Origin of the sequence: Vibrio chagasii (assembly GCF_002954585.1) — a bacterium.
GTDB classification, from domain to species: domain Bacteria; phylum Pseudomonadota; class Gammaproteobacteria; order Enterobacterales; family Vibrionaceae; genus Vibrio; species Vibrio chagasii_A.
Window position 1 is genome coordinate 2,353,038 of record NZ_MSCI01000002.1, and the last position, 12,710, is coordinate 2,365,747.

The 12,710-nt window shown below is 45.0% G+C and carries 9 protein-coding genes; 7 read left to right on the top strand and 2 right to left on the bottom strand.

Annotated elements, in window-relative coordinates:
- Positions 1 to 53: 53 nt before the first annotated feature.
- Positions 54 to 395, bottom strand: a complete 342-nt coding sequence (gene erpA, locus BTO10_RS18955) for an iron-sulfur cluster insertion protein ErpA (RefSeq protein WP_004738231.1) — start codon at positions 393 to 395, stop codon at positions 54 to 56.
- 296 nt (positions 396 to 691) lie between these two features.
- Here erpA and hemL point away from each other — a divergent pair, with 296 nt between their 5' ends.
- Positions 692 to 1,987: a glutamate-1-semialdehyde 2,1-aminomutase gene (hemL, locus tag BTO10_RS18960; RefSeq protein ID WP_004738229.1), complete on the top strand. Its 1,296-nt coding sequence runs from the start codon at positions 692 to 694 to the stop codon at positions 1,985 to 1,987.
- Between the two features lie 131 nt (positions 1,988 to 2,118).
- Here hemL and BTO10_RS23815 read toward each other — a convergent pair whose 3' ends face one another.
- A complete protein-coding gene (locus tag BTO10_RS23815; protein ID WP_004734537.1) occupies positions 2,119 to 2,244 on the bottom strand; it encodes a hypothetical protein in 126 nt (41 codons plus the stop codon).
- 76 nt (positions 2,245 to 2,320) lie between these two features.
- Between BTO10_RS23815 and BTO10_RS18965 the strand changes: the two genes are divergently transcribed.
- From BTO10_RS18965 to BTO10_RS18990, 6 genes are all read left to right on the top strand, one after another.
- A complete protein-coding gene (locus BTO10_RS18965) occupies positions 2,321 to 3,406 on the top strand; it encodes an AI-2E family transporter (protein ID WP_004738227.1) in 1,086 nt (361 codons plus the stop codon).
- A gap of 110 nt (positions 3,407 to 3,516) precedes the next feature.
- Entirely contained in the window at positions 3,517 to 4,539 is a 1,023-nt protein-coding gene (gene rsmC, locus BTO10_RS18970; RefSeq protein WP_105025501.1) for a 16S rRNA (guanine(1207)-N(2))-methyltransferase RsmC, read from the top strand.
- 216 nt (positions 4,540 to 4,755) lie between these two features.
- Entirely contained in the window at positions 4,756 to 8,145 is a 3,390-nt protein-coding gene (locus tag BTO10_RS18975; RefSeq protein WP_105025502.1) for a response regulator, read from the top strand.
- Positions 8,146 to 8,843: 698 nt separating this feature from the next.
- Positions 8,844 to 10,526: an ABC transporter substrate-binding protein gene (locus tag BTO10_RS18980; protein ID WP_105025503.1), complete on the top strand. Its 1,683-nt coding sequence runs from the start codon at positions 8,844 to 8,846 to the stop codon at positions 10,524 to 10,526.
- 169 nt (positions 10,527 to 10,695) lie between these two features.
- The gene (locus BTO10_RS18985; RefSeq protein ID WP_004738220.1) at positions 10,696 to 11,682 is read left to right on the top strand and encodes an ABC transporter permease; all 987 of its coding nucleotides are present in this window, start codon (positions 10,696 to 10,698) and stop codon (positions 11,680 to 11,682) included.
- 2 nt (positions 11,683 to 11,684) lie between these two features.
- On the top strand, positions 11,685 to 12,710 hold the full coding sequence (locus BTO10_RS18990; protein ID WP_105025504.1) for an ABC transporter permease: 1,026 nt from the start codon (positions 11,685 to 11,687) through the stop codon (positions 12,708 to 12,710).

A 12,710-nucleotide genomic window follows, 5' to 3' on the forward strand; every position in this document is an offset into this window, starting at 1 on the left:
GGCGTTTAAGGTGTTTCGAATATGGCTTTGAATTAAGCGACGTTAATCTCGGCCTATACGCTGAATGATGCACCACAACCACATGTAGTTGTTGCATTAGGGTTGTTAACAAAGAAACGGGCGCCTTCTAGGCCTTCAGTGTAATCAACCACGCCACCCATTAGGTATTGTAGGCTCATTGGATCGACAACCAGCGTTACACCGCTGTTTACGATAGTAGTGTCGCCATCATTTACTTTTTCATCGAATGTGAAGCCGTATTGGAAACCACTACAACCACCACCTGTAATGTATACACGCAGTTTTAGCTCTGGGTTTTCTTCTTCAGCAATCAGCGTTTGTACGCGGGTAGCTGCTGCATCAGAAAAAGACAATGGGATATTTGCTTCGCTCACGACAACCTCTCTTACCTGTGTCAAAAACAACATGATACAAATCTAATTCGAGACCATAGTTGTTGAGTGTTTTCTTATATTCTGCTGATTATCCAATACCTGACTGAAACGTTCAAGTATTCACCACCTGATCGCCGTTTTTCCTGCTAAAAACTCATCAAATAAAAACAAAATGAATGTGCAACCACACAAAATAATCAGATTCGGGCGATTATATCAGCTAAACCATTCCTAGTTGGATTATGGATAGGTACAATGCCTGCCAATTGGTCCGACAGTCAAAAGAGGATATATCAATGACCAAATCAGCAGAGCTGTACGAAAAAGCACAGCAAACTATTCCTGGTGGCGTAAACTCTCCAGTTCGTGCATTCAATGGCGTAGGTGGTTCTCCAATCTTCGTTGAACGCGCTGATGGCCCACTTATTTTTGATGCTGATGGTAAAGCATATATCGACTACGTTGGCTCTTGGGGTCCAATGATCCTTGGTCACAACCACGCTGTTATCCGTGATGCTGTAATTGAAGCAGCTCAACGTGGTCTTAGCTTCGGTGCTCCAACTGAAACTGAAATCAAAATGGCAGAGCTTGTGTCTGAGATGGTTCCTTCAATGGAACAGCTACGTATGGTTAGCTCAGGTACTGAAGCAACCATGAGCGCGATTCGCCTTGCTCGTGGCTTTACTGGTCGTGACAAAATTCTTAAGTTTGAAGGCTGCTACCATGGCCACGCAGACAGCCTACTTGTAAAAGCAGGTTCTGGCGCTCTGACTCTAGGTCAGCCAAGCTCTCCAGGCGTACCAGCAGACTTCGCTAAGCACACACTAACGGCGACATTCAACAACCTAGACTCGGTACGTGAGCTGTTTGAAGCAAACAAAGGTGAGATCGCTTGTATCATCGTTGAACCTGTAGCAGGCAACATGAACTGTATCCCACCAGTAGAAGGTTTCCACGAAGGTCTACGTGAGATCTGTGACCAAGAAGGCGCGCTACTTATCTTTGATGAAGTGATGACAGGTTTCCGTGTTGCTGAAGGCTGTGCGCAGGCTTACTACAACATCAAGCCAGACCTAACGTGTCTTGGTAAAGTTATCGGTGGCGGTATGCCAGTGGGTGCTTTTGGTGGTCGTAAAGACGTGATGCAATACATCGCACCAACGGGCCCAGTTTACCAAGCGGGTACTCTTTCAGGTAACCCAGTAGCAATGGCCGCGGGCTATGCATGTCTGAACCTTCTACGTGAAGAAGGCAACGAGAAGCGTCTAGCATCGAAAACTAAGCAGCTAGCGAATGGCTTCAAGCAACTTGCTGACAAGCACGGTATTCCAATGCTAGTTCACCAAGTTGGTGGCATGTTTGGTTTCTTCTTCACTGAGCAAGAAGCAGTAACGTGCTACGAAGATGTAACTAAGTGTGATGTAGAACGCTTCAAGCGCTTCTTCCACCTAATGCTAGATCACGGTGTATACCTTGCACCTTCTGCATTCGAAGCAAGCTTCACATCTCTTGCTCACGGTTCAAAAGAGATTGAAGCAACACTAGAAGCCGCTGACCGTTCTCTTGCTATTATTGCTGCAGAAAGCAAATAATCAAAAGCGCGAATAAGTCGCTAACTGATTGAATTTAGGGCTGCATTAACGCAGCCCTTTTTAATGGATAGCACTAAGCTTGCAAGGGGAACTCCCTCTATCACATCCGTCGACCTATGTCGGCAAAGCGCTTAACGTTCCCAGAACAAGAAAACCAACAGCATCAGCGTACCAAGGAACATTCTGAACCAAGGGATCTCTTTTTTCGTTTGCTGCTCTTCATCTTGGCATTTCTTATCTTTATTACAGCATCCCATTATCAAAACTCCTCATTGCTAACTCTCTGTTTTGCAGCCATTATAAACTCAGAACGCAAATATAGAGACCATTACCGTGTCAGAAAAAATTAAAATCAATTCCAGTCACTGGGTAATCATCATTGCGCTGCTCGCCGCGGCTTATGCTTGTTACCTACTTATAGAACCATACGTTAACTCAATCGTGATGGCCTTCATCATTTCACTGTTAATGTTTCCGATCCATGAGTGGCTTGAAAAGAAGATCCCGAACAAAGCAAACCTCGTCTCATTGCTATCTTGTGTGATCTTAACCTTTATTATTGTTATCCCTTTACTGGCGGTATTTGCAGCGATCGTGCAGCAAGGCTCTCTATTTTCTCAAAATACCTATCAATGGGTCACACATGGCGGTATTCAAACCCTGTTTGAGCACCCTATCGTGGTTAAAGCGTTATCTTTCATTAATAACTACCTGCCTTTCGATAACATTGAACCGAAAGCTATCGCACAGAAAGTTGGTGAGTTCGCGACAAGCTTTGGCTCTAAGCTTGTCGGCATTAGTGCGAAGATCCTTGGTGATGCGACCAACTTCTTGATGGACTTCTTCTTGATGCTGTTCGTTCTGTTCTTCCTGTTAAGAGATCATGACAAAATCATCAGTGTGGTTCGCCACATTCTTCCTCTGTCTCGCAGCCAAGAAGACAAACTTCTCGCTGAGATTGAGCAAGTATCGAAGTCAGCAGTGATGGGATCATTCCTAACTGCAATCGCACAAGGTATAGCTGGTGGTTTCGGTATGTGGATTGCTGGCTTCCCAGGACTGTTCTGGGGCACCATGATGGGCTTTGCCTCTTTCATCCCGGTGGTCGGTACTGCGCTAATCTGGATCCCAGCGGCGGCTTACTTGTTCTTAACCGGTGACACGACTTGGGCTATCTTCTTAACGGTTTACTGCGTGGCAATTGTTGGTTCGATAGATAACCTACTACGACCGCTGTTAATGCAAGGCAGTGCGGGTATGAACACCCTGATGATTTTCTTCTCGCTACTGGGTGGTATCCAACTATTCGGACTAATTGGTCTTATCTACGGCCCGCTGATTTTTGCGATTACCATTGTTCTATTTAACATCTACGATGAAGAGTTTAAGGACTTTTTAAATCAGCAAGACAAGAGTTAAACCGCTCTTCAATCACTTACTTGCCGAACGAGTATTAAACACTTCAAGCTTTGGGCGGATTATGCGAAAATCCGCCCTCATTTTTTGCTAACAATTCAATAGAGTGTCCTATGTCAGCTTATATTGCCCCAAGCCAGATTGCTGAGCGCCAACTTGCCTACTTTGAAGGCAAACATGTTTTAGTTGCCGGTGAGGCTGAAGACTTATTCCCTGTTGAGTTAGCAAAACACTGTGAATCAGTCACTGTATTTACTTCAAACTACAGCTACTACCGTCAGCTTGAAGGCTACAGCGCTATTCAACGTTTTTACGGTGCTGAGTTTACCGAAGAGACCAAAGCTGACTTAGTGATGCTGTACTGGCCAAAAGCAAAAGCTGAAGCTGAGTTTTTGCTGGCGATGCTGTTTGCCAAACTAGGCAAAGATACTGAGATTGTTGTGGTTGGTGAGAACCGCTCTGGTGTGAAAAGCATCGAGAAAATGTTTGCCGCTTACGGTAAGGTCGCAAAATACGATTCAGCGCGTCGTTGCTCTTTCTACTGGGGTCAATGCTTTGAACAGCCAGCCGCTTTTAACCTACAAGACTGGTTTAAAACTTACTCGGTGAACATTGGTGAGCAATCACTTACCGTAAAAAGTCTGCCAGGTGTCTTTAGCCATGGTGAATTCGATGTCGGTAGCCAACTTCTGCTCGATACTTTGCCAACGTTAAAGGGGAAAGTGCTGGACTTCGGTTGCGGTGCCGGTGTACTCGGTGCAGTGATGGCCTCTCGCAACCCTGGTATTGAACTTGAGATGTGTGACATCAGTGCATTTGCAGTGGCGTCTAGCCAAGCAACACTGGAAGCGAACGGCTTAACGGGCAAAGTTTTCGCTTCTGACGTCTACTCAGATACAGCGCAAGACTATCAATTCATTATCAGCAACCCACCATTCCACTCAGGCTTGGATACGAGCTACAGTGCAACAGAAACCCTTCTGGCACAGGCTCCACAGTATTTAAACCGTTCTGGTGAGCTGATCATCGTTGCCAACAGCTTTTTAAAATACATCCCGATTATTGAGCAAGCATTTGGAAAATGCGCGACTCTAAATAAGACCACTAAATTCGCGATCTACCACGCAAACAAGTAGCCTCTCTAGCACAGCGCAGGGTCATTATCTGCGCTGTCTGTTCATATTTTTATCAAAAGTCTATAAAAGTGAGCTTTTGCACACGCTTTAAATACCACTTACTTGTCAAAGTAAAAAAACTCGTTAATTTCGTTAAATTGGAAATCATTTAATTCTATTCTCTGTACTTGTTTTCGCCCCTTTAGCAGTACATCAAAGGAAAGTAGTACCCAATTTATGTTTAGATTTTATCGTAAGCAGAAGTTTAAGCGCCTTCAAAACACCCTAATGCTGGCATTTCTTGTCCTTAGTATTACTCCAGTGACACTTATCGCGATATTTTTCCTCCAATCGCACAGTCAGGATCTTCAGGAACAAAGCACTTCGCACCTTGTTTCTGTTCGTGATACTAAGCAACAACAGATTGTCGACTACCTACAGGCTCAAGAATCCCAAGTGATGGGCTTTGTTCGCTCAGAACTCGCCAATGCCAGTGGCGGACGCTTCTATGGTTTGATCAATGCTTTCCAGCGTTTGGGTTTGGATATTGACGAAGCTCGTAGCAATGCTCAGCAACGTTATATCCAAGGTTCTGGTGATCAGATCAAAACATCTATTCTTCCAGAGTCGAGCAGCTATATTGGTAGTGAGCGTTATCGCTTACTGCATAAGCGCTACCATAACGCGTATCTAGAGCTGCTTAAACGCTCTGATTTTGACGACATTTTATTGGTTGATATCAACGGTAACGTGGCTTACTCCGTCTTTAAGAATGACGATTACGGCACTAACTTGCTAACCGGTAAATACAAGGACTCAAACCTAGGTATTACCTTCAAGCGACTAGCCAAAGACGTCACTGACCGACGTAAATCCAACGAAGATTACACGCCAGTTATTGTCTCTGACTTTAAGGATGAGAACGGTAAACAAACTGCATGGCTAGGTGCACCTATTGTGCAGCAAGGCTATTTACACAGTTACGCGATGTTCAGACTGCCAATCAACGGCATCACTAAGCTGATTGCAGATCTAAACAAGAGCTCCAACATTCAAACTCTGCTCGTTGGTAGTGACCACTTACCTCGTAGCCTTGCTCACTCGCAAGAATCTATCAATCTAAGTCTAGATGTGGTGGACAAAGCACTGGCAGGCGAAACCGCTGTTGGCACATTCGATAACACCCAGAATCAAGCCATCATCGCAGCTTATACACCTATTGAACTCAAGTACGCCACTTGGGCTTTGATCGTTGAGCTTCCAGAAAAAGAAGCCTTCGCACGTATTCACCAGCTTGAAAAGATCTTCGTTATCGTGATGCTCACGGCCATCATTTTGGTGGTGGTTGCATCGCACTATTTATCAAACTTCATCACCTCACCGCTGCTTAAACTGACATGGGCAGCTGAGAAAGTCTCTGCTGGCGATCTTGATGAAACCATGATCAATACTGAGCGCAAAGACGAAATTGGTCGCTTGGCTGTCAGCTTTGAGCGAATGCAGCGCTCGATTCGTGACAAGATGCAGCTAATCAAGAGTCAAAATGATGAACTTGAGGACAACCTTAAGACCATCCAGAAACAAAATGATGAGTTACAGCTAGCCAACAAACTCAAAGATGAATTCTTGGCAACCACTTCACACGAGTTGAGAACACCTCTGCACGGTATGGTTGGTATTGCTGAAGCATTGATATCAGGTGCGAATGGCCCTATTCCGGCTAACCAGAAATATCAGCTGGATATCATCATCAACAGTGGTCAGCGACTAGCAACCTTGGTTGATGACCTGCTTGATTATCACAAGATGCGTTACGGCAGTTTGGATATTAAAAAATCTGCTGTTGATCTATCTGCAGCCACTAGCTTGGTGCTCGAGCTATCTCACCACCTGTTGGGCAATAAACCGATTCGTATTATTAACCAAGTGCCGAGTGATTTAGGGCTAGTGTCATCCGATCCTCAGCGCCTTGAGCAGGTGATGTATAACTTGGTCGGCAACGCCATCAAGTACACATCAGAAGGTAAAATCGTTATCTCTGCGAGTGTCATCGACGACAACATTCGTGTGCAAGTGGTCGATACAGGTCAAGGCATACCAGCAGAGTACCTTGAACATATCTTCGAACCTCTAATTCAAGCAGGCCAAGATGCCAGTAACTACCGCCAAGGTGCAGGTCTTGGCTTATCGATCAGTCGCCAGTTAATTGAGTTAATGGGTGGTTCGCTGTACGTAAGTAGCCAACCAATGCTAGGTACTACTTTCAGCTTCACTCTGCCTTTAGCGACAGAAGAAGAGCTTAAAAACTACAATGAATCAGGTAGCTACTCGCACTTCAAAGCGCCTGATTTAATTGATAACACGCAGCAGGAAAACAGCGTCATCAATGAGAACCCTGATGGCCCACTTCTGGTTATCGCGGATGATGAACCCGTTAACCTACGTGTACTAGACAGTTTCTTGAAACTAGAGGGTTATCGAGTACGTACAGCCTGCGATGGCCCTGAAACCATCGAGTTGATTGAAAAAGAGAAGCCAGAGCTACTGCTGCTAGACATCATGATGCCGGGCATGAGCGGCTATCAAGTGTGTGAAACACTGCGTAAGCAATATGACCATGCGCAATTACCAATCATAATGCTGACCGCCCTCAACCAAGCAGAAGACCGTGTACGCGGCTTCGAAGCTGGCGCTAATGACTATTTGTCTAAGCCATTCAACAAACAAGAACTAGCAGCTCGAATCACAGCGCATCTCTCAGCAAGTAAAGCTGAGCAGAGACGCCTTGAGAACGACCAACTACAACTCGAACTCAAGCACAGAGCTATGGTTGAAGCTAACTTGCTAGAAACTCAAGGCCGTTTACTCGAGCAGCTGGAATCCGCGCCAGAGGCCATCATCTGCATTCGTGATGACCAACGTATTCGCTTTGCCAACGAAGCCGCAGCCAAGTTATTTAGACGTGGCCAAGAGCAACTTAAGCGCTCAATGGCCGATGAAATCATCGCGCCTAAATACCTTAAGGTGGAGCAAGCGCACTACTGTGGCGATATCGACATCTATATAGATGACACTCGTCAGCGCATACCGAGTGACATCCTCAAGTTACCTGAAGGCTCTGGGCTAGACACCATGTACATCTTCAATGTTGGCGGTGGCGTAAACTCAAACCGTATTAATAACCTTGAGACGGCTGTTGAAGCGCTTTCTAGCTATGCTTTTGAAGGTGATAAGGACAAACTGCAACAATTGAAAGAACTCGGTGGTGAGTTTACTCGACTGGCAGATAAAGCGACTGGAGAAGGTAAAAACAAACAAGAGTTAATGCGTGAGGTATTAGTCGACGCGATGACCAACGCTATACTCTACTGGGAATCGGTTACCGGAGAAACCAAGTTTGCGTTCGCAGAGAAGAGTGGCTTGTGGCGCGTTTATCTAGACAGAAGCACACTACAAACGCGAACGTTAGACAAATACCTACGTGTAGAAACGCTGCCTAAAACACCTCGCTGGCGAACTGTTCTAAGCTCTATCGAGTTCATTCTCGAACACTGTAAAGAACAGACACCAGAGAGAACGCACATTGAGATGCTCAGAGACAAACTACAGAAATTACTGACCAGTTAGCCCTGAACTAACATCACTTTATTAGCCCACCTTGCGTGGGCTTTTTTGTACCTATAAGAGTCGTAAAAAGCACAATTACAGCCGTTCACATCCACTTCTTTTACAGCTTTAAACAAGGGAAATATCACGCAATTTCGACGTAATGAGTATCGGCATCAGCTACCAATTTTCGCTCTATTCTCCACCGATTCTAACCGTAGCCTGACTATTTGTTGCAGTTTGAGAAGCGAGTCACAACAGAACGGCAGATTTAATTTTCTCGGAAAATTTAACGTAAAATTAGTAAGTGACCAAGATCTACAATTAGATTAAATTAGAAACAACCGCCATCTTTAAAAAGACCCAATGTAAGTAACCACTTACACTTAATGTTCAACACTCAACTAGTTGCGAGTCACATCACCCTAACAATCACGAACAAAAAACCACCAAAGTGTCCTATTTTGACGTTAATGACGTGAGGTTATCTGTTTTTAACGCTTTTGACGGGAAACGAGTTTGATTAATTCATCGATAAGGTGTTTTCTTACTCCTGCCAAAGGCCTACAGGCCACTCTTACCACTTCTCAGAGACAGCGATGAATCTGGAGCAACGAAGAAGAGGTAGGCCTTTAACCAGAGTGTGTATCTACTCACCAATTAGCGATAGATAACATTCAATCCATTAGTGAAATGAAAGCAAATAGTAAGGAACAGCTATGCTTGCCAATATAAAAAAAACAGCCCTAGCAACAGCAATTATTGCAACTGCTACAACAGGTTTTGCATCAGTAGCAACAGCTGCAGAACGCAGCGAACTGACTATTCACCCTAAGGAGTTCACTACCTTTGTACGTAACTTTAACCCGTATTTAGGCGCAACTCATTTACATACAACTTGGGATTTCCTCTACGAACCATTAGTTGTATTTAACGAAATGCACGGTAACACTCCAGTGTTCCGTCTCGCTGAAAACTTCAAAATGTCAGATGATCTGACGAGTGTTGTTTTCGACATTCGTAAGGCTGTTAAGTGGTCTGATGGAGAAACTTTTTCTGCTGATGATGTTGTTTTTTCTTTCAACCTTGTAAAAGAGAGACCAGAACTTGACCAATCTGGTATCAACTCTTGGGTAACTTCCGTAGAAAAACTTAACGACTATCAAGTTAAGTTCACACTAGCTGAAGCCAACTCGAATGCGCCTTACGAGATTGCTAAAGTACCTGTAGTACCAAAGCACATCTGGAAAGACGTTAAAGATCCATCAACGTTTACCAATGAAAATCCGGTAGGTTCTGGTCCATTTACAGAAATTGATACATTTACTGCGCAACTATATATCCAGTGTGCAAACCCTAATTACTGGGATGCAGACAACCTAGATGTTGACTGTCTGCGTGTTCCACAAATTGCGAATAACGACCAATTCCTAGGTAAAATCGTAAACAGTGAAATGGACTGGACGTCTTCTTTCGTTCCAGATATCGACCGTACATACGCGGCAGCCAGCCCTAAACATCACTACTGGTACCCGCCAGCAGGTACACAAGCTTTCGTTGTAAACTTCAAGCATCCAGATGCTGCAAAGCATGAAGCGTTAAGCAACGTTGAATTTCGTCGTGCCTTCTCCATGGCGCTTGACCGTCAAACTATCATCGACATCGCATTCTACGGTGGCGGTACAGTGAACGACTTCGCATCCGGCCTTGGCTACGCATTCGAAGCTTGGTCTGATGAAAAGACTCACAACAAGTACAAAGGCTTTAATACTTACAACGCTGAAGGCGCGAAGAAGCTTCTTGCTGACGCAGGCTTCAAAGATGTAAACAACGATGGTTTTGTTGATACTCCATCTGGTAAGTCTTTCGAACTAATGATCCAGTCGCCCAACGGCTGGACTGACTTCAACAACACAGTTCAACTAGCGGTAGAGCAGCTAAACGAAGTGGGCATCAAAGCAAAAGCTCGTACGCCAGACTTCTCTGTATACAACCAAGCAATGCTGGAAGGTACATACGACGTAGCATACACAAACTACTTCCACGGTGCGGATCCATACACGTACTGGAACAGTGCTTACAACTCATCACTACAATCTGGTGACGGTATGCCTCGTTTTGCCATGCACTTCTACAAAAACGAGAAACTAGATGGTCTTCTAAACAGCTTCTACAAAACAGCTGACAAGAACGAACAGCTGGACATTGCACATGGTATCCAGCAAATCATCGCTGCAGACCAAGTGACAATCCCTGTGATGTCTGGTGCTTACATGTACCAATACAACACAACTCGCTTCACTGGTTGGTGGAACGAAGAAAATCCAAAAGGCCGCCCACAAATTTGGGCTGGTATTCCAGAGCGTTTACTTCATGTACTGGACCTAAAACCAGTCAAATAAGTATTCGTTCAATCCTTGCGGCGTAATCTCTTACGCCGCTTATAAAAATCCCCAGACTCTCAATTGAAAGTATGGCGCTCGTCGTCAGGGGATTTTTCGTTCCAAATTTCGCTAGGAGCGACCTGAATCCAGAAACAGGGAAACAATCTGGGTGAGTAAGGTGTGAGTTATGGGTTATTTTTTAAGACGTTTGTCATTTTATTTTGTCGCGCTATTAGTTGCAGCGACGTTAAACTTTATTATTCCAAGAGCAATGCCTGGTGATCCAGTTACCATGATGTTTGCGAACGCTTCTGTGCAAGTTACTCCAGAACGTATTGCTGCAATGAAAGAGCTATTAGGTTTCGTTGATGGCGGCTTACTAGTTCAATACGCAGCGTACATGAAGAACATCCTTAGCTGGGAGCTTGGTACATCAATTCAATTCTACCCTCTTTCTGTAAATTCATTGTTGGGTGGGGCATTCGGCTGGTCGCTTTTCTTAGCAGGTACCGCTGTAATTCTTTCTTTCTCTATCGGTTCTATCCTAGGTATTTTCGCGGCGTGGAAACGTGGCAGCAAATACGATGCTTTTGTAACGCCAGGAATGCTGATTCTACAAGCCGTTCCTCAAGTCGTTATCGCGATGATTGCACTATTTACCTTTGCAATCGGCTTGAAGTGGTTCCCAACGGGTTACGCTTACACCGCTGGTACTGTGCCTGATTGGACAAGCTGGGCATTCATCAAAGATGTTGCTTACCACGCTTTCTTACCACTGTTCTGTGCTTCAGTTGTTCAAATTGGTGGCTTCCTAGTCAACATGCGTAACAACATGATCAACCTACTTGCTGAAGACTACATCACTATGGCGAAAGGCAAAGGCCTGAGCGAAAACCGAGTGGTATTCAACTACGCAGCACGTAACGCAATGCTACCAAGTGTGACCGCACTTTCTATGTCGCTAGGTATGGCAATCGGTGGTCAGCTAATTATCGAAATCATCTTCAACTACCCAGGTCTTGGCAGCGTACTTTTCAACGCAATTAACGCTCGTGATTACCAAGTACTGCAAGGTCAGCTACTTATCATGACGCTATTCATGCTGTTCTTTAACTTGGTTGCAGACATGCTTTACGTAGTTCTTGACCCTCGTCTTCGTAAGGGTGGTAAATAATCATGAAAGACTTTCTAAAACTCATTTGGCGTAACCCGATGGCCCTAACAGGCGTCATCATCCTAAGCATCTTTGTTCTTGGCGCTCTTGCAGCTCCATTGATCACCAAACATGCACCAGACAAGCGCACAGGTAACCCACACGAGTACCCTGGCTTTGTTGTTAAATCGGCACAAACTAACCCGAACGGCTGGGTGGCACAAAACCTTGCAGACGACCGTCGCACACTGATTATGTCTAAAAAAGCGGACCACGTATTAGGTACGACTCGTATGGGCCGTGATGTTTGGTCACAAGTGGTATACGGCGCACGCGTATCACTGGCAGTAGGCTTCGGTGCAGGTCTAACAGTATGTTTACTAGCAACAATTATCGGTGTTTCGGCAGGTTACTTCGGTGGTCGTGTCGATGACGTACTAACCGCTGCGATGAACATCATGCTGGTTATCCCCCAATACCCATTACTGTTCGTGGTAGCAGCTTTCATCGGTGAGGCAGGGCCACTCACAATAACCTTGGTTATCGGCTTTATGTCCTGGGCTTGGGGCGCCCGTGTTGTTCGCTCCCAAACTCTAGCACTGCGTGAAAAAGAGTTTGTTAAAGCAGCAGAAGTACTTGGTGAGTCTCCAATTCGCATCATCTTCGTTGAGATTCTGCCAAACCTTATCTCCATCGTAGGTGCAAGCTTCATCGGCTCAGTAATGTACGCAATCATGATGGAAGCAACGATCTCGTTCCTAGGTCTTGGTGACCCGAACACAATCAGCTGGGGCATCATGCTTTACAACGTTCAAACCTCTTCATCAATGCTGATTGGCGCTTGGTGGGAACTGTTGGCTCCTTGTATCGCACTGACAATGCTAGTAACTGGCCTTGCTCTGCTTAACTTCGCTGTCGATGAGATTGCTAACCCGCAACTACGTTCTCACAAAGGTATGAAGCGTTGGAAGAAGCTTGCAGCTCAAGACAAACAAGAACGCGAACCAGAACTACCACCACAAAATGCACTTTGGAGCGGAGATAAATAA

Bases quoted from the DNA above. Each gene is read 5' to 3' on its own strand.
- hemL (WP_004738229.1), top strand. From the start codon at position 692: ATGACCAAATCAGCAGAGCTGTACGAAAAAGCACAGCAAACTATTCCT.
- BTO10_RS23815 (WP_004734537.1), bottom strand. From the start codon at position 2,244: ATGGGATGCTGTAATAAAGATAAGAAATGCCAAGATGAAGAGCAGCAA.
- BTO10_RS18985 (WP_004738220.1), top strand. From the start codon at position 10,696: ATGGGTTATTTTTTAAGACGTTTGTCATTTTATTTTGTCGCGCTATTA.
- BTO10_RS18975 (WP_105025502.1), top strand. From the start codon at position 4,756: ATGTTTAGATTTTATCGTAAGCAGAAGTTTAAGCGCCTTCAAAACACC.
- BTO10_RS18990 (WP_105025504.1), top strand. From the start codon at position 11,685: ATGAAAGACTTTCTAAAACTCATTTGGCGTAACCCGATGGCCCTAACA.
- BTO10_RS18980 (WP_105025503.1), top strand. From the start codon at position 8,844: ATGCTTGCCAATATAAAAAAAACAGCCCTAGCAACAGCAATTATTGCA.
- rsmC (WP_105025501.1), top strand. From the start codon at position 3,517: ATGTCAGCTTATATTGCCCCAAGCCAGATTGCTGAGCGCCAACTTGCC.